Source organism: Enterobacter sp. 301B (assembly GCF_003850715.1).
In the GTDB taxonomy this organism is placed as follows: domain Bacteria; phylum Pseudomonadota; class Gammaproteobacteria; order Enterobacterales; family Enterobacteriaceae; genus Enterobacter; species Enterobacter intestinihominis.
Genome location: NZ_PQTC01000021.1, coordinates 45,168 through 66,330, shown reverse-complemented (window position 1 = coordinate 66,330; position 21,163 = coordinate 45,168). Strand labels below are relative to the sequence as shown.

The following is a 21,163-nucleotide window of genomic DNA, read 5'->3' as shown; positions in this document are numbered from 1 at the left end:
GATAAAATCAAGGCGTTGCATAGGTCGGGTCTCAGTCCAGGGCATAGCGAGTCTCCTCTTCTATGCCAGTTATAACTGTTACCCATGTATCCGGTCTAAAGTGTTACCCATGTTTCCGGTTCATACCGCAGCGCCACCGGGCAACAGAGCCGATCAGTACAGTTTTTTCGCGCAGTCCAGCCAGTCACCTTTGAACGGACGCTTCATGTTTTCAATGGCGTCGATGATGTCATGGTGAACCAGTTTCTCGTTCTGAATACCGACGCAGCGGCCGCCGTGGCCCTGTAGCAGCAGCTCGATCGCGTACGCACCCATGCGGGACGCCAGGATACGGTCGTACGGGCCTGGGGAACCGCCACGCTGAATGTGACCCAGAACGGTCGCGCGGGTTTCGCGTTTGGTTTCGGTTTCGATGTACTTCGCCAGCTCGTCAACGTCACAGATGTGCTCGGTGATAGCAACGATGGCGTGTTTCTTACCTTTCGCGATGCCGGCTTTGATCTCTGCGACCAGATCTTCACGGCTGAACTCTACTTCCGGAACTACCACGAACTCACAGCCACCGGCAATGGCCGCCGCCAGGGTCAGGTCACCGCAGTAACGGCCCATCACTTCAACAATGGAAATACGCTGGTGAGAGGAAGAGGTGTCACGCAGGCGGTCAATCGCTTCCACAACGGTACCCAGCGCGGTGAAGTAACCGATGGTGTAATCAGTGCCTTTGATGTCGTTGTCGATAGTGCCAGGCAGGCCGATGCACGGGAAGCCCATTTCAGTCAGACGTTTTGCACCCATGTACGAGCCGTCGCCGCCGATAACCACCAGAGCATCAAGACCCCGTTTTTTCATGTTTTCGATAGCCACTTCACGGATGTGTTCGTCACGGAATTCCGGGAAGCGCGCGGAACCGAGGAAAGTACCGCCACGGTTGATCATGTCAGACACGCTGTAGCGGTCGAGCTGAACCATGCGGTCTTCATACAGACCCAGGTAACCGTCATAGATACCAAAAACTTCCAGACCTTCCGTCAGCGCTGCACGGACAACCCCACGGATTGCCGCGTTCATGCCCGGCGCATCACCGCCGCTTGTCAACACACCGATTTTCTTAATCATGACTACCTCTGAACTTAGGAATGCAAAATTGAAATCTGCTGCCGGAAGAAACTGTTCAACCGTCGAATACTGCAAATAGTATATCAATCCCTTCCAGCTGAATTGATTCAGGTCAGGCCATATGGTGGTAATTTATCCACAAAATGCTGGTCTGGCTCACTTTTTTACAACGAATTACGAAAGCTCAAAACGCCCTGGGGACGACAGAGCACGGATCCTGGTGAATAATGACGTCTGACCCAGGGAAACGCTGCAAAATCGCCTGCTCCACCTGTTCAGCGACCATATGCGCCTGAACCAGTGGCAGGTTGTCTTCCATTTCCAAATGAATCTGAATAAAGCGGGTCGGCCCTGACTGCCGCGTACGAAGATCGTGAGCACCACTGACGCCAGGCCAGTGGGTCACGATGGCATAAATTTCATCACGTTCTGCATCCGGAAGCGCACGGTCAAGAAGCGACTGTACCGCGTCATACCCCATCCGCAACGCGCTGTATAAAATATAGATCCCTATCCCTAACGCAAACAACGCATCGGCCCGATGCCAGCCATACCAGGCCAGACCAAGCGCAATAAGAATAGCCCCATTCATCATAACATCAGACTGATAATGAAGCATATCGGCCCGTACAGCCTGGCTTTGAGTTTTGCGTACGACCCAGCGCTGGAACGTTACAAGAACAAGTGTGCTTATAAGTGCAACTACCGTTACGACCACGCCAACGCCCGGATCGTTCATCGCAGAAGGCGAAATAAGGTGCTGAATGCCGGTCAAAAACAGGAAAAGCGCGGAGCCCGAAATAAACATGCTTTGCGCCAGCGCGGCCAGCGATTCCGCCTTGCCGTGCCCAAACGTATGCTCTTCATCCGCCGGTTGCAGTGAGTAGCGCACCACCAGCAGGTTGGTCAGCGAGGCGGCAATATCCACCAGCGAATCCACCAGCGCCGCCAGAATACTGACCGAGCCGGTGTACCACCACGCGAAAATTTTAATGATCAGCAAACACGACGCCGTCACCGTCGCGGCTATTGCGGCCCGGCTTACCAGCCGTCCATAGGATTGATTCATAAACACTCCTGTCATGCCATGGCGCTAGTATAACGGATGGCGGTGGAGTGAAAGGATGAATAAAGCGTTAACAACACTGAACGATGGGCAAAAAAAACCCCCACATCATGTGGGGGAAGACAGGGATGGTGTCTATGGCAAGGAAAACAGGGTTTACTGGTTACTACGGGTACTGCTATTGCTACTGAAAAGCGTCATATCTGAGCTTCGCTGCATCCGTGCAACCTCACGCAACTGGTTCATACGTTGCTGATGTTTGGTATTCAAAACCGCTTGCTGCTCGGGCGTTAGCAGGTGGAACATCTGGTTGCGAACCTTCGCCATTTCTACCTGGCGGGCAACCTGTTCCTGCGCCATTTTTTCTGCCTGAGCGCGTACAGCGCTTTCGTCAAAATTTTCTGCGGTGACAAGGCGATGCATTGTCTCCATTTCGCTAACATTAACAGGGGGCTGGTCGTGTCGTGCCCTCTGCATCAGATCTCGCATCTGTTGACGCTGATGTTCGGTTAAACTTATGCCGTCAAACATATGGCTTTGGCTGCTGTGCTGCGTTGCGCCCTCTACTGAGGAACCGTTATCGCTGTTGATAGCTACAGCAGCCTGGCTAAACGCACAGAAGGCCAGCGTTGAGGCCATGACGGCAGCGGTAACTTCGCGCATCACTTGCTCCCAAAATCTTTCGTGTCGCGATTCAACGAGAGACAGTCTACGATTCAGGCTGCAAACATGCGTCAGGGGGTGTAAAACAACGTAAAGTCATGGATTAGATAGCCTTGATGTCGTAATTTCTGCCTCGGAGGTATTTAAACAATGAATAAAATCCTGTTAGTTGATGATGACCGAGAGCTCACATCTCTTTTAAAGGAGTTGCTCGACATGGAAGGTTTCAACGTCCTGGTTGCCCATGATGGGGAACAGGCGCTGAGTCTCCTTGACGACAGCATCGATTTACTTTTGCTCGACGTCATGATGCCGAAGAAAAACGGTATTGATACGTTGAAAGAACTTCGCCAGACACACCAGACCCCCGTCATTATGCTGACCGCGCGCGGCAGCGAGCTTGACCGCGTACTCGGCCTTGAGCTGGGTGCGGATGACTATTTACCTAAGCCGTTCAACGACCGTGAACTGGTGGCCCGTATTCGCGCGATCCTGCGCCGCTCTCACTGGAGCGAGCAGCAGCAGAATACCGACAACAGCTCACCTACGCTGGAAGTGGACTCCCTGAGCCTGAACCCGGGCCGCCAGGAAGCGAGCTTCGACGGTGAAACGCTGGAGCTAACCGGCACCGAGTTCACCCTGCTGTATCTGCTGGCGCAGCATCTCGGCCAGGTGGTGTCGCGTGAACACTTGAGCCAGGAAGTGCTGGGCAAACGCCTCACCCCGTTTGACCGCGCCATCGATATGCATATCTCGAACCTGCGCCGTAAGCTGCCAGAACGTAAAGACGGTCACCCCTGGTTTAAAACCCTGCGTGGTCGCGGTTATCTGATGGTTTCCGCTTCATGATAGGCAGCTTAACCGCCCGCATCTTCGCCATCTTCTGGCTGACGCTGGCACTGGTTTTAATGCTCGTTTTGATGTTGCCAAAACTCGACTCACGCCAGATGACGGAGCTGCTCGACAGCGAGCAACGTCAGGGCGTGATGATCGAGCAGCACGTGGAAGCGGAGCTGGCAAACGATCCGCCGAACGATTTAATGTGGTGGCGCAGGCTGTTTCGCGCTATCGACAAGTGGGCGCCCCCCGGACAACGTCTTTTACTGGTCACCAGTGAAGGCCGCGTGATTGGGGCCGATCGCAATGAAATGCAGATTATCCGCAACTTTATTGGCCAGGCGGATAACGCCGATCACCCGCAGAAAAAGAAATATGGTCGGGTAGAAATGGTGGGCCCTTTCTCGGTGCGGGATGGGGAAGATAACTACCAGCTCTACCTGATTCGCCCCGCGAGCAGTTCCCAGTCCGACTTCATCAACCTGCTATTTGACCGTCCGCTGTTGCTGTTGATTGTCACCATGCTGGTTAGTTCCCCACTGCTGTTATGGCTGGCGTGGAGCCTGGCGAAACCGGCGCGTAAGCTGAAAAACGCGGCGGACGAAGTGGCGCAGGGCAACCTGAGGCAGCATCCGGAGCTGGAATCCGGGCCGCAGGAGTTCCTGGCCGCCGGAACCAGTTTTAACCAGATGGTGAGCGCGCTTGATCGAATGATGACGGCCCAGCAACGTCTGCTGTCGGATATCTCCCACGAGCTGCGTACGCCGCTCACGCGTTTACAGCTGGGTACCGCCCTGCTGCGCCGTCGCAGCGGTGAGAGCAAAGAGCTGGAGCGTATTGAGACGGAAGCGCATCGCCTGGACAGCATGATCAACGATCTGCTGGTGATGTCGCGCAATCAGCAGAAAAACGCGCTGGTGAGCGAAACGGTGAAAGCCAATCACCTCTGGCATGAGGTGCTGGACAACGCGGCCTTCGAAGCGGAACAGATGGGCAAATCCTTCACCGTCAATTTCCCGCCGGGCCCGTGGCCGCTGTACGGTAACCCCAACACGCTGGAAAGCGCGCTGGAGAATATCGTGCGTAACGCCCTGCGCTACTCGAACACGAAGATTGAAGTGGCGTTTTCGGTGGATAAAGACGGGATCACTATCATCGTGGACGACGACGGTCCAGGCGTCAGCCCGGAAGATCGCGAGCAGATTTTCCGTCCGTTCTACCGTACCGACGAGGCGCGCGACCGTGAATCTGGCGGTACGGGGCTGGGTCTGGCGATTGTTGAAACCGCCATGCAGCAGCACCGTGGCTGGGTGAAAGCCGATGACAGCCCGCTGGGCGGGCTGCGGCTAACGCTGTGGCTGCCGCTGTATAAGCGTTCGTAATCCCCTCACCCTAACCCTCTCCCCATAGGGGAGAGGGGACGGCTCGGTGCGGTCTTTTCACCCTCGCCCCTTTGGGGAGAGGGCCGGGGTGAGGGGCAATTATTTCCCCCACAATCTCCGCGAACTGCTCTCGATCTTGCCGCTTATCCGCCGCTTCTGCATCGTTCTGGTCCAGCTAGTGGATAATCCTGCCGCTGACAGCAGGCGGTGAAACTGTTCATCGTCGAAGGGCATATGCCAGGCAATGGCACAGGCCTCGTATACCGACACCTCACTCAGGCGCGAAGCCAGCTCAAGCGGCGCATCCGCCGAAACCTGTCCCGCCTGCACAACGCGATACAGCCAGCCGGTTTTACCCGCGTTTTGCAGCTGGGCCGACATATCCTGAATGCCAAAATGGTAGTTAAGCTTGAAGCACGGCGAGCGCGGCTGGGTGACCTGAATCAGAGCATCGCCCCAGCGATAAATATCGCCAATAAAGACGTTCTTCTCCGTCAGCCCTTCCGTTGAGAGATTTTCGCCAAACGCGGGGGCGACGAAAAGGTCCGCCTGTTCAGGAAATTCGGTTTTCCAGTGCTGATAGTGCTCGCGCGGATAGTGGCACAGCGCACGATCGGGCCCGCCGTGGATTTTCTTTTCGGCCTGCTGGTCACCCGCCAGACCAAGCTCGGTAAGCGTCAGCTCACCGTCGACCTGCACTTTGGCTATAGCGCTCGGGCGACTGCCTTCGTACTCCCTTACCTTGCCTGTAAACACATTCACCGGGTAATGCATCTCCACTCCTTCAGATACAAAAAAAGCGAGTCATCAGACTCGCTTCTCACAGGCGTCAATGCAACCTTATTTTTTAGCGGCGAAACGCGCTGCTGCTTCGTCCCAGTTCACTACATCCCAGAAGGCTTTGATGTAGTCAGGGCGACGGTTCTGGAACTTCAGGTAGTAAGCGTGTTCCCACACGTCCAGACCCAGAATTGGGAAGCCGGATGCGCCAGAGATAGCTTCACCCATCAGCGGGGAGTCCTGGTTTGCGGTTGAAACGACCGCCAGTTTGTCACCTTTCAGGACCAGCCACGCCCAGCCAGAACCGAAACGGGTTGCAGCGGCTTTTTCGAATTCCGCTTTGAAGTTGTCAACGGAACCGAAGTCACGCTCGATAGCCGCTTTCAGGTCGCCCTGAAGGGTGGTGCCGGTTTTCAGGCCTTTCCAGAACAGGCTGTGGTTAGCGTGACCGCCCGCGTTGTTGCGCAGCACGGTTTTCTTGTCTGCTGGCAGCTGGTCCAGTTTGGTGATCAGCTCTTCAACAGGCAGATTAGCGAACTCTGGCAGGCTTTCCAGCGCAGCATTCGCATTATTCACGTAGGTCTGGTGATGTTTAGTGTGATGGATTTCCATCGTCTGCTTGTCGAAATGCGGTTCCAGTGCGTCGTAGGCATACGGCAGGGATGGCAGTGTATAACTCATAATCCTCTCCATTATTGTCGGGCGGCACAGCTGTTAATGCCGCGTAAGCAGTTGGTTCATTATAGTTAATTAAATGATATTGAAAATGATTATCAATGCCGTAGTTTTTATAAGGTTATTTGGTTTTTGAGAAATGAAGGAATTGTGAGTCTGCTCACGCGGTTAACGAGCTGATTGCCATTCAAAACAAAAGTGCGGCAACCTTCTGAAGGTTCCCAAACCGCCTAATTTTTACACTCATCAAGTCGGCGGGAAGCCTCCGGCTATAAAAACGATGAGGATGTAAAAATGAATCATGCGATTACGATGGGTATTTTCTGGCATTTGATAGGCGCGGCCAGTGCAGCCTGTTTCTATGCCCCGTTTAAAAAGGTGAAAGGCTGGTCATGGGAAACCATGTGGTCCGTTGGCGGTACCGTGTCCTGGCTGATTTTGCCGTGGACAATCAGCGCCATGCTGCTGCCCGATTTCTGGGGCTACTTCTCCTCCTTCAACGCCTCCACCCTGCTGCCGGTATTCCTGTTCGGCGCGATGTGGGGTATCGGTAATATCAACTACGGCCTCACCATGCGCTACCTCGGCATGTCGATGGGGATTGGCATCGCGATCGGCATTACGCTGATTGTTGGCACCCTGATGACGCCAATCCTCAACGGCAACTTCGATGTGCTGATCAACACCCAGGGTGGGCGAATGACGCTGCTGGGCGTGCTGGTAGCGGTGATCGGCGTGGGAATTGTCACCCGCGCGGGCCAGTTGAAAGAACGCAAGATGGGCATCAAAGCCGAAGAGTTCAACCTGAAGAAAGGGCTGCTACTGGCGGTGATGTGCGGCGTCTTCTCGGCGGGCATGTCGTTCGCGATGAACGCCGCCAAACCGATGCACGACGCCGCTGCAGCGCTGGGCGTCGACCCGCTGTACGTTGCCCTGCCAAGCTACGTGGTGATCATGGGCGGCGGCGCGCTGGTAAACCTCGGCTTTTGCTTCATTCGTCTGGCAAAAGTGAAGAATCTGTCGGTAAAAGCCGACTTCTCGCTGGCAAAACCGCTGATCGTCACCAACGTCCTGCTTTCCGCCCTCGGCGGTCTGATGTGGTATCTGCAATTCTTCTTTTACGCCTGGGGTCACGCCAGTATTCCGGCGCAGTATGACTACATGAGCTGGATGCTGCACATGAGCTTCTACGTGCTGTGCGGCGGGCTGGTTGGGCTGGTGCTGAAAGAGTGGAACAACGCCGGGCGTCGTCCGGTTGGCGTGCTGAGCCTGGGCTGCGTGGTGATAATTATTGCGGCCAATATCGTCGGCCTCGGCATGGCGAACTGATTACGCTGCCTTTCGACTGCGATGACGCCACTGAACCGGCGTCATCCCCACCTCACGGTTAAACACCACCGAAAAGTAGTTACTGTCCTCAAAGCCGCAGCGCATCGCCACTTCACTCACCATCAGCTCAGTATGCTGTAACAGATACTGAGCGTGGCAGATGCGCAGCTGGCGCAGATAGTGGTTTACCGTCATCCCCGTCTGGGTGCGGAACTGCTGGCGCAGCGCGCGCTCGCTGCACTGCTCCTGCTCGCAGAATTTTTCCAGCACGAAACTCTTGTTAAGACTGCCCGCAAGCCGGGTGATGAGCTTATCCAGCAGCGCTTCCTGCGTGGTGGCAGAGGGATTATCCGTAGCGTAACGATGGCGCTTCAGGGTCATCACCAGCTGGGCAAAAAGCAGCTCCGACATCTGGTTTGCCACCGGATCGCTCTTCTGGCTCTCCTGCTCCAGCTGGGAAATCGTCTGGCGCACCTGAGCCATGCCGTTGCTGCTTAAGCGCCAGTGCGGTTCGCCTCTGGCATCATGTAAACCGGGGATATTGCCCGCCCAGTCGACATTCAGTTTAAGCCTGTCAGGGCAGTAGATGACGTTCTGCAACACCAGATCGTTAACCGAGGCGTAAGAGTGTTTATCTTCGGCGCGGATGTAGAACAGGTCTCCGCGCGTGATGCGGTAGGGACGGTCGTTGAGGACGTGCAGGCCGTTGCCCCGCCACACCAGCACCAGCTCGCAGAACTCGTGGGTATGCTCGGCAAAGACGTTTTGCGGATAGCGGTCCGCCACCGCGACGGCCTGACTCGCGGAGGCAAAAAAATCATCTTTACGAAGAATTAACTGAGCAGCCACACCACAACCTCGACGGCGAATAACCGGACATTATTAGCCTTTCTGCGGTAAAAAAACGGTGACTGCCCTCGCGTTACTGAAGCAACGCGTCTTTCCCCTGACGGATATCGCGCGGCGACCAGCTAAATTCCCGACGAAACAGCGTTGAAAAGTGGTTACTGTCGCCGAAACCGCAGCGATAGGCGATATCCGTGACGCTTTCATCCGTGTGCCTTAAAAGGTGACGCGCTTTGATCAGGCGCAGACGGTTGAGGTAGCGCTGCGGCGTCAGCCCGGTATGCTGCTTGAGCTGACGATGCAGCGTGCGCAGCGAGAGCGAAAAGTCATCCGCCAGCGTTTCCCAGCAGACATCTTCGGCAAAATGATCTTCCAGCCAGGCCATCAGCTGATTCAGGCGCGCATCGTTATTTTCCAGCCCTTCCACCAGGCTGCTGCGCCGCAGCAGCACCAGCAGCTGCATAAACAGCATCTCGCGGGTAGCAATGGCGTGCGTCTCCTGTCCATCCTCGCTCTGCTCCATCTGGCTTACCAGCTGACGCACCTGCTGCAACGTGGACTGATTCACCCGCCAGTGCGACGGGTAGTGGCCGTCCTTCTCCTGCGGCAACAGCTGATTCAGCCCGGAGAGAAACTGAAACGCATCCGGAGAACGATAGAGCACATTGGTCAGGCACAGGTTATCGGTATGTTCATACAGGTGCCTGTCGTGATCGCGCACGAAGCACACCGTACCGCCGCTGATGGTATACGGCTGACCGTTAAACACGTGGATGCCCGTTCCGTGCTCAACAATCACAATTTCATGAAAATCATGATGATGTTCCGGGAACGCAGCCTGAGGCAGCCGTGGCTCAATCGCAACCGGCGAAGCCCCCGAAGGAAAAAAATCGACGCTGTGCAGTACGGTCATAACGGCCTCTACCAATGAGAAAAGTTCTCAAAATAGTAATTAAGGCCTTCCCCGCTCACCTTAAATTTTTGACAGCAAACCGCGCAAAAGCTGCCGGTTTTTCAAGAAACAGGCGGAAAGATCGGGAAATGCGGTCAGCGTCACACTGCCTGCAAACCCCGCGATTACTGGAAACTGTGAACTCCCTCACGTTCATCTTTGCTTTCTTGCCAGCGCGAGATTTGGGCTGTCAGTGGCGAGAAGGTGGCTATTTCTTCCCTTTCTTACACTCCTCGCTAATGACTTAAGAAAGGACCCGACCATGACTTTTCGCCATTGTGTGGCTGTCGATTTAGGCGCATCCAGCGGCCGTGTAATGCTCGCCACCTGGGACTGCGACCTGCACACCCTTACGCTTCGCGAAATGCACCGTTTCGCCAATTGTCTGCAAAAACAGGACGGTTTTGTTACCTGGGATATCGACGCCCTGGAAGCAGAGATCCGCACCGGACTTCACAACGTCTGCGAAGACGGTATTCGCATCGACAGTATCGGCATTGATACCTGGGGTGTGGATTACGTGCTGCTGGACAGTCACGGCGAACGCGTCGGCCTGCCGGTCTCCTACCGCGACAGCCGCACCGATGGGCTGATGGCGCACGCCATCGCGCAGCTTGGCAAGGAGAACATCTATGGTCGCAGTGGCATCCAGTTCCTGCCGTTTAACACGCTGTATCAGCTACGTGCGCTGGTTGAGCAACAGCCTGAGCTGGTCGAAAAGGTGGCGCATGCGCTGCTGATCCCGGACTACTTAAGCTACCGTCTGACCGGCAATATGAACTGGGAATACACCAACGCCACCACCACGCAGCTGGTCAACATCAACACCGATAACTGGGATGAACATCTGCTGGCCTGGACGGGCGCCTCGCCGTCCTGGTTCGGCGCGCCAACCCATCCGGGCAATGTGATCGGCCACTGGCTTTGCCCGCAGGGGAATGAAATCCCTGTTGTCGCCGTCGCCAGTCACGACACCGCGAGCGCGGTCATTGCCTCGCCGCTCGCCGACAAAGATGCGGCCTATCTCTCTTCCGGCACCTGGTCGCTGATGGGCTTCGAGAGCAAAACCCCGTACACCAGCGATGCCGCGATGGCGGCGAACATCACCAACGAAGGCGGTGCCGAAGGCCGCTACCGGGTACTGAAGAACATTATGGGGCTGTGGCTGCTCCAGCGGGTGCTGAAAGAGCAGAACATCACCGACCTGCCCGCGCTTATCGCGGAAACCGAAACGCTGAAGGCCTGCACCTTCCTGATCAACCCGAACGACGATCGCTTTATCAACCCGGTGCACATGAGCGCCGAAATCCAGGCCGCCTGTTTTGAAGCGGGGCAGCCGGTACCTTCCCGCTCCGCCGAGCTGGCACGCTGCATTTTTGACAGCCTCGCCCTGCTGTATGCCGACATCCTGAGCGAGCTGGCTGACCTTCGCGGCAAACCGTTCACACAACTGCATATCGTGGGCGGCGGCTGCCAGAACCAGCTGCTGAACCAGCTCTGCGCGGATGCCTGCGGCATTACCGTGGTGGCAGGTCCGATTGAAGCCTCCACGCTCGGCAATATCGGCATTCAGCTGATGACCCTGGACGAACTTTCAAACGTCGACGATTTCCGTTCGGTGGTGACGGCGAATAACAGCCTGACCACCTTCACCCCCCATCCCTGCCATGAAATTGCCCGCTATCGGGCGCAGTTTCAGCAAAAACGACTGACTAAGGAGCTTTGCGCATGACCACTCAACTTGAACAAGCCTGGGATCTGGCTAAACAGCGTTTCGCCGCCGTCGGCGTGGATGTCGAAGAGGCGCTGCGCCAGCTCGACCGTCTGCCCGTCTCCATGCACTGCTGGCAGGGTGATGACGTCGCCGGTTTTGAGAACCCGGGCGGTTCCCTGACGGGGGGTATTCAGGCCACGGGTAACTACCCGGGCAAAGCGCGCAACGCCACCGAACTGCGTGCGGATCTGGAGCTGGCGCTGAGCCTGATCCCCGGGCCAAAGCGCCTGAACCTGCACGCCATTTATCTCGAATCCGACGAGCCGGTCGCGCGTAACGAAATCAAACCGGAACACTTTAAGAACTGGGTGGAGTGGGCGAAGGCCAACCGGCTGGGTCTGGATTTTAACCCGTCCTGCTTCTCGCACCCGCTGAGCGCGGACGGGTTTACCCTTGCGCACGCCAACGACGAAATCCGCCAGTTCTGGATCGACCATGTCAAAGCCAGCCGCCGCGTCTCGGCGTATTTCGGCGAGCAGCTTGGCACGCCATCGGTAATGAATATCTGGATCCCGGACGGCATGAAGGACATCACCGTAGACCGACTGGCCCCGCGTCAGCGTCTGCTGGCCGCGCTGGATGAAGCTATCAGCGAAAAACTGGACCCGGCGCACCACATCGACGCCGTCGAGAGCAAGCTGTTCGGCATTGGCGCAGAGAGCTACACCGTGGGCTCAAACGAGTTCTACATGGGTTACGCCACCAGCCGCCAGACCGCGCTGTGCCTGGATGCCGGCCATTTCCACCCAACCGAGGTGATCTCCGACAAAATTTCCGCCGCCATGCTCTACGTGCCGCGTCTGCTGCTGCACGTCAGCCGCCCGGTGCGCTGGGACAGCGACCACGTGGTGCTGCTGGATGACGAAACCCAGGCCATTGCCAGCGAAATCATCCGCCACGACCTCTTTGACCGCGTACACATTGGCCTCGACTTCTTCGACGCCTCCATCAACCGCATCGCGGCGTGGGTTATCGGCACCCGCAACATGAAGAAAGCCCTGCTGCGCGCGCTGCTGGAGCCTGTCGCCGCCCTGAAACAGCTGGAAGAAAACGGCGACTACACCGCGCGCCTGGCGCTGCTGGAAGAGCAGAAATCCCTGCCGTGGCAGGCGGTGTGGGAGATGTACTGCCAGCGTCACGATGCGCCTGCGGGCAGCCAGTGGCTGGACAACGTGCGGGCATATGAGGAAGACGTGTTGAGTCAGCGCGGGTAACTGCCCCCTCACCCCTGCCCTCTCCCCAAAGGGGAGAGGGAGCAAACCATCCCCTCTCCCCTTTGGGGAGAGGGTTAGGGTGAGGGGTTCAACCTCACCGCGATAACTGGAAATGAAAACTATGCAGACCATCACCACTTCCTGGTTCGTCCAGGGCATGATCAAAGCCACCTCTGACGCCTGGCTCAAAGGCTGGGATGAGCGCAACGGCGGCAACCTGACGCTACGCCTGGACGACGCAGATATCGAGCCATTTGCCGCCGATTTCCACCAGAAGCCGCGCTATATCGCCCTGAGCCAGCCGATGCCGCTGCTCGCCAACACGCCGTTTATCGTCACCGGTTCCGGGAAGTTCTTCCGCAACGTCCAGCTCGACCCGCAGGCCAACCTTGGCGTGGTTAAAGTGGACAGCGACGGTGCGGGCTACCACATTCTCTGGGGTCTGACGGACGACGCGGTACCGACATCCGAACTCCCGGCACACTTCCTCTCCCACTGCGAGCGCATCAAGGCGACCAATGGCAAGGACCGCGTAATCATGCACTGCCACGCCACCAACCTGATCGCCCTGACCTACGTGCTGGAAAATAATTCTGATTTCTTCACTCGCAAACTGTGGGAAGGCAGTACCGAGTGTCTGGTGGTGTTCCCGGACGGCGTCGGCATTCTGCCGTGGATGGTGCCGGGCACCGACGAAATCGGCCAGGCGACCGCAACGGACATGCAGAAGCACTCACTGGTGCTGTGGCCGTTCCACGGCGTCTTCGGCAGCGGCCCGACGCTGGATGAAACCTTCGGCCTGATCGACACCGCCGAGAAATCCGCGGAAGTGCTGGTGAAGGTCTATTCCATGGGCGGCATGAAGCAGACCATCACCCGGGAAGAGCTGATCGCCCTGGGCAAACGCTTTGGCGTCACCCCCATGCAGTCGGCGTTAGATCTGTACCAATAACAACATCGCGCCCCGCTCATTGAGACGGGGCGAAAACCACCTGCAATCCCTACAACTAACTCAAGTCAGTGGAGTAAAAGCAATGAAAATAAAAGCAAGCTTGATCCTCACCGTTGCCGCTCTGGCGTTGTCCGGTTCCGCTTTAGCAGAAGTGAAAATCGCCCTGGTGGCGAAGTCCTTAGGAAATGGATTCTTCGAGGCAGCGAACGTCGGCGCGCAGGAGGCGGCCAAAGAGTTAGGCGATGTGAAAGTGATTTATACCGGCCCGACCACCACCACGGCGGAAGCGCAGATCGGGGTATTGAACGGGTTGATCGCCCAGGGCGTGGATGCGATCGCGATTTCCGCGAACGATCCGGACGCCGTCGTGCCGGTGCTGAAAAAAGCGATGCAGCGCGGCATTAAGGTTGTGTCGTGGGACTCCGGGGTGGCGAAAGCCGGACGCCAGATCCACCTCAACCCGTCCAATAATGCCCTGATGGGCGAAACCAACGTGAAGCTCGCCGCCGACGCGCTGAAAGCGCTGAACGTGGAGAAGGGCGACGTGGCGGTGCTGAGCGCCACGCCAACCTCCACCAACCAGAATACATGGATTGCGGAGATGAAAAAGGTGCTGCCGAAGTACCCGTCCGTCAATCTGGTGACCGTGGCCTACGGAGACGATCTCTCTGACAAAAGCTACCGCGAAGCGGTCGGCTTGCTGAAAACCTACCCCGAACTGAAAGTGATTGTTTCGCCATCGTCCGTGGGCATTGTGGCCGCTGCGCAGGCGGTGAAGGACCAGGGCAAGATTGGCAAAGTGTACGTCACCGGTTTAGGCCTGCCGTCCGAGATGGCGGGCGCGGTGAAGTCCGGCGCGAGCAAGAGCTTTGCCATCTGGAACCCGATCGACCTCGGCTATGCGGCAACCTACCTGGCGGATGACCTGGTGAAAGGCACGGCCACGAAAGGCGAGGCCAGCATGGGCAGACTGGGCAAAGTGAAGCTGGATGCTGACGGCAACGGCGCGATGGCCGAGCCGTTCGTCTACGATGCCAGCAATATTGATAAGTTCTCGAAAATCTTTTGATGCAATTTGTAGGCCGGATAAGCGTAGCGCCATCCGGCAAAAGGCGGGTGGCGCTGCCGCTTACCCGCCCTACAAATTCCTCTGTCCAGGAGAACTATCATGACCCCATTGCTACAGCTTTCTGACATCACCAAGGTGTTCCCCGGCGTGCGTGCTCTTGAGAACGTGCAGCTTGCGCTGTGGCCCGGCAAAGTGACGGCGCTTATAGGCGAAAACGGCGCGGGCAAGTCGACGCTGGTCAAAGTGATGACCGGCATTTACCAGCCCGACGAGGGCGAAATTCTCTATAAAGCGATCCCCGTTCATCTCCCGACGCCGGAGTCGGCGCATAAAATGGGCATCACCGCCATTCACCAGGAAACCGTGCTGTTTGATGAACTCTCGGTCACCGAGAATATTTTTGTCGGTCAGTACCTTCACAAAGGCTTCCTGAAAAAGCTCGACTGGTCGGAAATGCACCGCCGGGCGCAGGCGATCCTCATGCGGCTGGAAGTGCAAATCGACCCGCGCGCGACGCTGAAAACCCTGAGCATCGCCCAGCGTCACATGGTGGCGATTGCCCGCGCGCTGTCGTTTGAGGCGCAGGTGGTGATCCTCGATGAACCGACGGCGGCGCTGTCGCAGCATGAAATCCTCGAGTTTTACCAGATTGTGGAGCGCTTAAAACAGGAGGGCAAAGCCATCCTGTTTATCTCCCACAAGTTCGACGAGATTTTTGAGCTGGCCGATTACTACACTATTTTGCGCGACGGCGCGTTCGTCGGTGCAGGTGCAATAAATGAGATCACCGAGGAGCGCATGGTGTCGATGATGGTCGGGCGCGCCATTACCCAAACTTTCCCTAAAATAGACTGCGAAAAAGGCGAGACGGTGCTGGAGGTGAAAAACCTCTGCCATCCGACCGAGTTTGCGCATATCTCGTTCTCCCTGCGTAAAGGAGAAATCCTCGGCTTTTACGGGCTGGTGGGGGCCGGGCGTACCGAGCTGATGCAGGCGCTTTCCGGCGTCACGCGGCCATCGTCCGGGGAAATTATCCTCAACGGACAGCCCCGGCGCTTCCGCCAGCCTGCGGATGCGATCAAAGCCGGTATCGTCTGCGTGCCGGAAGAAAGACAGAAACAGGGGGCGATTATCGCCCTGCCGATTGCCCAGAACATCAGCCTGCCTCAGCTCAGCAAGCTCAATCCGAACGGTGTGCTGCATGACGACCGTGAATGGAAGCTGGCGGACGAATATGCCAAACGCCTGCAAGTGAAAGCCTTCAGCTGGAAGCAGGCGGTGGAGACCCTCTCTGGCGGCAACCAGCAAAAGGTCGTGATCGGCAAATGGCTGGCGACGCACCCTGACGTGATTATCCTCGATGAGCCGACAAAAGGCATCGATATCGGCTCAAAAGCAGCCGTGCATCAGTTTATGTCCGAGCTGGTCAGTCAGGGGCTGGCGGTAATTATGGTCTCGTCCGAACTGCCGGAAGTGATGGGCATGGCGGATCGCATTATCGTCATGCACGAGGGGCTGATGGTGGCCGAGTACCGGGCGGGAGACGCGACGGCGGAAACCATCGTCAGCGCCGCCAGCGGTGCAAAACAGGAGGCGGCATAATGCTTAGCTCACTCTTAAAACACCGCGAAGCCCTGCTGGGCGCGGTGATTATCCTGATGATCGTCGCCATTGGTAGCCGCGTGCCATCGTTTATCGCGCCGGACAACCTGGTGGAGATGTTTAACGACACCGCCATTCTGATCGTCCTCGCGCTCGGGCAGATGATGGTGCTTCTCACGAAAGGCATCGACCTGTCGATGGCGGCCAATCTGGCCCTGACCGGGATGATTGTCGCCCTGATTAATTTCCATTACCCGGACGTGCCCGTCTGGGCGCTGCTGATCCTTGCCAGCGTGCTTGGGCTGCTGATGGGCGCGATAAACGGCCTGCTGGTGTGGAAGCTGGGCATTCCGGCGATTGTGGTAACGCTCGGCACTATGAGCATCTACCGCGGAATGATCTTTTTGCTCTCCGGCGGCGGCTGGGTGAACTCAAACCAGATGGGTACAGATTTCCTCGGCCTGCCACGTGCGTCAGTGCTGGGCTTGCCGGTGCTGAGCTGGTGCGCCATCGCCGCGCTGCTGCTGGTGGGCTACTTCCTGCGCTACAGCCGCACCGGACGAGCGCTCTACACCGCAGGCGGTAATGCCACGGCAGCGTACTACACCGGGATCAACGCCGGAAAAATGCAGTTCATTAGTTTCTGCCTTTCCGGTCTGCTGGCCGGGTTCTGCGGCTACCTGTGGATATCGCGCTTTGCCGTTGCGTATGTTGACGTCGCTAACGGTTTTGAATTGCAGGTGGTGGCAGCCTGTGTGATTGGGGGGATCAGCACCATGGGCGGCACCGGGCGCGTGCTCGGCTGTCTGTTTGGCGCACTGTTCCTCGGGGTGATTAACAACGCCCTGCCGGTGATCGGCGTCTCACCGTTCTGGCAGATGGCGATTTCCGGCACGGTAATTGTGATAGCGGTGCTGCTGAACGAGCGCGGCAATAAACGTAAAGGCCGATTGATACTGCGCGATGCGGCGCTGGCACGTCAGAAACTGGCGGTGAAATCATGAGCAAAATGATGACATCTGAAGCAATCAAACCCACTTCTGCGCCGGGCTTCTTCCAGCGTCTGCTGTGCTGGGAGGGCTTCCTGCTGGCGGTGACGCTGGCGGTGTTCGTGGTGAACGCGCTCGCCTCACCCTACTTTCTCAATATCTGGAACCTCTCCGACGCGACGTTCAACTTCACCGAAAAAGCGATCATCGTGTTGCCGATGGCGATGCTGATTATCGCCAGGGAAATTGACCTGTCGGTAGCCTCCACCATCGCGCTCAGCTCCACGGTGATGGGCTTTTGCGCTGCGGCGGGCGTCGATACGCCGCTGCTGGTCTGCGTCGGATTAGGCGTCGGGCTACTGTGCGGGCTGTTCAACGGCATTCTGGTGACGCGCTTTAACCTGTCGTCCATCGTCATCACCATCGGCACCATGAGCCTGTACCGCGGGATCACCTACATCCTGCTCGGGGACCAGGCGCTGAACAGCTACCCGGAGAGCTTCGCCTGGTTCGGCCAGGGCTACGTCTGGGGCGCGCTGTCGTTTGAGTTCGCGCTGTTTATCGTGCTGGCCGCGCTGTTTGCCTTTGTGCTGCACCGCACCAACTTTGGCCGCCGCACCTACGCCATCGGCAACAACCCGACCGGCGCGTGGTACTCCGGCATCAACGTGAAGCGCCACAGCCTGATCCTCTTCGCGCTGGTTGGGCTGATGTCCGGCCTGGCGTCGGTGCTGCTTACCTCGCGTCTGGGCAGCACCCGCCCGACCATCGCGATGGGCTGGGAGCTGGCGGTGGTGACGATGGCGGTGCTCGGCGGCGTCAATATTCTCGGTGGGTCCGGCAGCATGGTGGGCGTGATTATCGCCGCCTTCCTGATGGGGCTGGTGACCTTCGGCCTGAGCCTGCTCAACGTGCCCGGCATTGTGATGTCGGTGATTATCGGCGCGATGCTGATCGTGGTGATTTCGCTGCCGATTATTACCCGCCGGATGATGCAGCGAAGACGGAATTAAATTGCCCCTCACCCCTGCCCTCTCCCCTGAGGGGAGAGGGTGAAAAGCCGCACCAAGCAGTCCCCTCTCCCCTCCGGGGAGAGGGTTAGGGTGAGGGGAACGGATTACCTCAAAAGCATATTAAGGAGAATTATCATGAGCTTTATGTTGGCACTCCCCAAAATCAGCCTGCACGGCGCGGGCGCGATCGGCGATATGGTCAATCTGGTGGCAAACAAGCAGTGGGGAAAAGCGCTGATTGTCACCGACGGCCAGCTGGTGAAGCTGGGCCTGCTCGACAGTTTGTTTTCCGCGCTCGACGCCCATCAGATGTCGTATCACCTGTTCGATGAAGTATTCCCGAATCCGACGGAAGCGCTGGTGCAAAAAGGCTATGCGGCATATCAGGATGCAGAGTGTGATTACCTGATTGCCTTTGGCGGCGGCAGCCCGATTGATACCGCCAAGGCAATCAAAATCCTCACCGCCAACCCCGGTCCGTCAACCGATTATTCCGGCGTCGGCAAGGTGAAAAACGCGGGCGTGCCGCTGGTGGCGATCAACACCACCGCAGGCACGGCAGCGGAGATGACCAGCAACGCGGTGATCATCGACGCCGCACGTCAGGTGAAAGAGGTGATCATCGACCCGAACATCATCCCGGATATCGCCGTGGACGATGCCAGCGTGATGCTCGATATTCCGGCCTCCGTGACCGCCGCAACCGGCATGGACGCGCTAACCCACGCCATTGAAGCTTACGTCTCCGTGGGCGCGCACCCACTGACCGATGCCAACGCGCTGGAAGCCATTCGTCTGATCAACCTCTGGCTGCCGAAAGCGGTCGACGACGGTCACAACCTGGAAGCGCGCGAGCAGATGGCTTTTGGGCAGTATCTGGCGGGCATGGCGTTTAACAGCGCCGGGCTGGGGCTGGTGCATGCTCTGGCGCACCAGCCGGGCGCGACGCACAACCTGCCGCACGGCGTGTGCAACGCCATCCTGCTGCCGATCATCGAAAACTTTAACCGCCCGAACGCGGTCGCCCGATTCGCCCGTGTGGCGCAGGCGATGGGCGTTGACACGCGCGGCATGAGCGACGAAGCGGCCAGCATGTCCGCCATTCAGGCGATTCGCGATCTGAGCGCCCGGGTCGGCATTCCGTCCGGATTTAGCCAGCTCGGCGTCACCAAAGCCGATATTGAAGGCTGGCTGGATAAAGCGCTCGCTGACCCGTGCGCGCCGTGCAACCCACGTACCGCCAGCCGCGATGAGGTCCGCGAGCTGTACCTGGAGGCATTATGATCCGCAAAGCGTTTGTGATGCAGGTAAACCCGGATGCGCACGAGGAGTATGCGCGCCGCCACAACCCGATCTGGCCTGAGCTGGAAGCGGTACTGAAAGCCCACGGCGCGCACCACTACGCCATTTACCTCGACAAAGCCCGCAACCTGCTGTTTGCGACAGTGGAGATTGAATCGGAAGAGCGCTGGAACGCGGTGGCAAACACCGACGTCTGCCAGCGCTGGTGGAAACATATGGCTGACGTTATGCCGTCTAACCCGGACAACAGCCCGGTGAGTGCGGAGCTGAACGAGGTGTTTTACCTGGACTGATGTGTTAACGCTGCTGCCCCTGCGGTAGCAGCTATCTCCCGCCTGCCACTCAGCGTAAACGCCGACACAACCGTAATCGTCAGCACGAAACAGCCCAGTATCAGATACGTCACCTGGAAGCCGACCCGGTCATACATATTCCCGGCAAAGGCGGAGAGGAAGATCGCCGCCGACTGTTTGGCAAACTGGAAGCCAATCAGGTAGATGGTGGCCGACAGGCGCGTATCAAACACCCCGGTGATGTACTTGAATGCCCCCACCAGCAGGAACGGGACTTCCAGCGCGTGCAGCATCTTCAGGGCAATCACCTCCACGGCAGTGGTGGCAAACGACGAGCCGATAATGCGCGTCGCCATGATTACCCCGGCAATCAACAGCGTGTTTTTCGCGCCGATGCGGTTAATGATCCACGGCGAGCAGAACATGATGATCGCGTTACAGATTTCCCCGGCCGTGGTGGCGAAACCAAAGGCGCGGGTCCCCTCCTGCGGTGTGGCGAAAAAGGTTTTAAAGAAGGTGGCAAACTGCTGGTCGAAGACGTCATACACGCAGGCCACGCCAATCACGTACAGGATGAACATCCACATTCTGCGCTGGCGGAACAGGGTGAAGACGGTTTTAGCGGTGATCTGCGGCTGATTGGCGCCCAGGGCATTCATCACCTGCGCCGTCTGGTTGGGCTTCGGTTTCGCAACCACCAGCAGCAGCATCAACAAAAGCGCTGCCGCCGACCCCATCCAGAAAACATACGACGGATCGATGCCGAACAGGATGCCGCCCGTTGAGGCGCACAGCCCCCAGCCGAGACAGCCGAACATACGCGCTTTGCCGTACTCAAAGAGGCTGTTGCGGCTCACGCGTTCAATGTAGGCCTCAATCGCCCCGGATCCGGCTGAAAAAACAAAGCCGATATACACCCCGCCGCTCAGCGCGCCCAGCCAGATATTGGCTTTCAGCAGTGGTGCAAAGACGTACAGGAAAAACGGCGCGAACAAAAACAGCAGCACCGAGATTATCCACAGCAGGTGTTTTTTCAGCCCCAGCTTGTCCGAAATGACGCCCAGCACCGGCTGGAAGGCAATGGCCGACAGCGAGATGCAGGAGAACACAATCCCGGTATGGGTTTTGTTCAGGCCGATGATGTCCGACAGCCAGATCGGCAGGAACGGAAAACAGGTGGCCATGATGAAGAAGTAGAGAAAGAAGAACAGCCCGAAGATCCAGAAGTTAGGGTTGTCTTTGTGGGTACAGGTTGTTGTGTTCATTATTTTTATCCTCAACGGAGGGCCGGTTGCCCGGCCCGTCACCC

Annotated in this window: 21 protein-coding genes; 12 read left to right on the top strand and 9 right to left on the bottom strand. The window is 57.5% G+C overall.

Features of this window, described 5'->3' with window-relative positions; genetic code table 11:
* Positions 1-153: 153 nt before the first annotated feature.
* From pfkA to cpxP, 3 genes are all read right to left on the bottom strand, one after another.
* A complete protein-coding gene (gene pfkA / locus C3451_RS19550; protein ID WP_003862009.1) occupies positions 154-1,116 on the bottom strand; it encodes a 6-phosphofructokinase in 963 nt (320 codons plus the stop codon).
* Positions 1,117-1,300: 184 nt separating this feature from the next.
* Positions 1,301-2,185 (bottom strand): CDF family cation-efflux transporter FieF, encoded by an 885-nt coding sequence (gene fieF, locus C3451_RS19545; protein WP_045620880.1) that lies wholly within the window; start codon positions 2,183-2,185, stop codon positions 1,301-1,303.
* Positions 2,186-2,338: 153 nt separating this feature from the next.
* Positions 2,339-2,845 (bottom strand): cell-envelope stress modulator CpxP, encoded by a 507-nt coding sequence (gene cpxP, locus C3451_RS19540; RefSeq protein ID WP_063139310.1) that lies wholly within the window; start codon positions 2,843-2,845, stop codon positions 2,339-2,341.
* A 150-nt stretch (positions 2,846-2,995) separates the two neighbouring features.
* Between cpxP and cpxR the strand changes: the two genes are divergently transcribed.
* Both cpxR and cpxA read left to right on the top strand, forming a co-directional pair.
* On the top strand, positions 2,996-3,694 hold the full coding sequence (cpxR, locus tag C3451_RS19535; RefSeq protein WP_003862004.1) for an envelope stress response regulator transcription factor CpxR: 699 nt from the start codon (positions 2,996-2,998) through the stop codon (positions 3,692-3,694).
* Positions 3,691-5,064, top strand: a complete 1,374-nt coding sequence (gene cpxA, locus C3451_RS19530; protein WP_124304384.1) for an envelope stress sensor histidine kinase CpxA — start codon at positions 3,691-3,693, stop codon at positions 5,062-5,064. Before cpxR ends, cpxA begins: the two co-directional genes overlap by 4 nt.
* Positions 5,065-5,163: 99 nt before the next feature.
* Here cpxA and yiiM read toward each other — a convergent pair whose 3' ends face one another.
* On the bottom strand, positions 5,164-5,838 hold the full coding sequence (yiiM, locus tag C3451_RS19525; RefSeq protein WP_045620879.1) for a 6-hydroxyaminopurine reductase: 675 nt from the start codon (positions 5,836-5,838) through the stop codon (positions 5,164-5,166).
* A gap of 66 nt (positions 5,839-5,904) precedes the next feature.
* Positions 5,905-6,525 carry a superoxide dismutase [Mn] gene (gene sodA, locus C3451_RS19520; protein ID WP_003861999.1) on the bottom strand — a complete coding sequence of 207 codons (621 nt, stop codon included), beginning with the start codon at positions 6,523-6,525 and terminating at the stop codon, positions 5,905-5,907.
* Between the two features lie 288 nt (positions 6,526-6,813).
* On the opposite strand from sodA, the gene rhaT reads away from it, so the two are divergent.
* Positions 6,814-7,848, top strand: a complete 1,035-nt coding sequence (gene rhaT / locus C3451_RS19515; RefSeq protein WP_022649813.1) for an L-rhamnose/proton symporter RhaT — start codon at positions 6,814-6,816, stop codon at positions 7,846-7,848.
* Here the strand turns inward: rhaT and rhaR are convergent, their stop codons facing one another.
* The 3 genes from rhaR to C3451_RS24765 all read right to left on the bottom strand — a co-directional run bounded on the left by rhaR (position 7,849) and on the right by C3451_RS24765 (position 9,772).
* Positions 7,849-8,697 carry an HTH-type transcriptional activator RhaR gene (gene rhaR, locus C3451_RS19510; RefSeq protein WP_022649814.1) on the bottom strand — a complete coding sequence of 283 codons (849 nt, stop codon included), beginning with the start codon at positions 8,695-8,697 and terminating at the stop codon, positions 7,849-7,851.
* Positions 8,698-8,770: 73 nt separating this feature from the next.
* Positions 8,771-9,607, bottom strand: a complete 837-nt coding sequence (gene rhaS, locus C3451_RS19505; RefSeq protein WP_022649815.1) for an HTH-type transcriptional activator RhaS — start codon at positions 9,605-9,607, stop codon at positions 8,771-8,773.
* Between the two features lie 60 nt (positions 9,608-9,667).
* Positions 9,668-9,772, bottom strand: a complete 105-nt coding sequence (locus C3451_RS24765) for a hypothetical protein (RefSeq protein WP_015569933.1) — start codon at positions 9,770-9,772, stop codon at positions 9,668-9,670.
* Between the two features lie 136 nt (positions 9,773-9,908).
* Between C3451_RS24765 and rhaB the strand changes: the two genes are divergently transcribed.
* The 9 genes from rhaB (at position 9,909) to rhaM (ending at position 19,854) form a co-directional block, all read left to right on the top strand.
* The gene (gene rhaB / locus C3451_RS19495) at positions 9,909-11,378 is read left to right on the top strand and encodes a rhamnulokinase (RefSeq protein WP_045308717.1); all 1,470 of its coding nucleotides are present in this window, start codon (positions 9,909-9,911) and stop codon (positions 11,376-11,378) included.
* Positions 11,375-12,634 (top strand): L-rhamnose isomerase, encoded by a 1,260-nt coding sequence (rhaA, locus tag C3451_RS19490; protein WP_022649817.1) that lies wholly within the window; start codon positions 11,375-11,377, stop codon positions 12,632-12,634. The genes rhaB and rhaA overlap by 4 nt, the downstream gene beginning before the upstream one ends.
* 121 nt (positions 12,635-12,755) lie before the next feature.
* A complete protein-coding gene (gene rhaD, locus C3451_RS19485) occupies positions 12,756-13,586 on the top strand; it encodes a rhamnulose-1-phosphate aldolase (protein WP_022649818.1) in 831 nt (276 codons plus the stop codon).
* A gap of 82 nt (positions 13,587-13,668) precedes the next feature.
* A complete protein-coding gene (gene rhaS, locus C3451_RS19480; protein ID WP_124304383.1) occupies positions 13,669-14,655 on the top strand; it encodes a rhamnose ABC transporter substrate-binding protein in 987 nt (328 codons plus the stop codon).
* A 99-nt stretch (positions 14,656-14,754) separates the two neighbouring features.
* Positions 14,755-16,257: a sugar ABC transporter ATP-binding protein gene (locus tag C3451_RS19475; protein ID WP_063139309.1), complete on the top strand. Its 1,503-nt coding sequence runs from the start codon at positions 14,755-14,757 to the stop codon at positions 16,255-16,257.
* Positions 16,257-17,261: an ABC transporter permease gene (locus C3451_RS19470; protein ID WP_022649821.1), complete on the top strand. Its 1,005-nt coding sequence runs from the start codon at positions 16,257-16,259 to the stop codon at positions 17,259-17,261. Before C3451_RS19475 ends, C3451_RS19470 begins: the two co-directional genes overlap by 1 nt.
* Entirely contained in the window at positions 17,258-18,259 is a 1,002-nt protein-coding gene (locus C3451_RS19465; protein WP_045620877.1) for an ABC transporter permease, read from the top strand. The genes C3451_RS19470 and C3451_RS19465 overlap by 4 nt, the downstream gene beginning before the upstream one ends.
* Before the next feature lie 135 nt (positions 18,260-18,394).
* Positions 18,395-19,543: a lactaldehyde reductase gene (gene fucO, locus C3451_RS19460; protein WP_003861980.1), complete on the top strand. Its 1,149-nt coding sequence runs from the start codon at positions 18,395-18,397 to the stop codon at positions 19,541-19,543.
* The gene (rhaM, locus tag C3451_RS19455) at positions 19,540-19,854 is read left to right on the top strand and encodes an L-rhamnose mutarotase (protein ID WP_022649824.1); all 315 of its coding nucleotides are present in this window, start codon (positions 19,540-19,542) and stop codon (positions 19,852-19,854) included. The genes fucO and rhaM overlap by 4 nt, the downstream gene beginning before the upstream one ends.
* Here rhaM and C3451_RS19450 read toward each other — a convergent pair.
* The gene (locus C3451_RS19450) at positions 19,842-21,119 is read right to left on the bottom strand and encodes an MFS transporter (RefSeq protein ID WP_045620876.1); all 1,278 of its coding nucleotides are present in this window, start codon (positions 21,117-21,119) and stop codon (positions 19,842-19,844) included. The genes rhaM and C3451_RS19450 overlap by 13 nt on opposite strands.
* Positions 21,120-21,163: the final 44 nt, after the last annotated feature.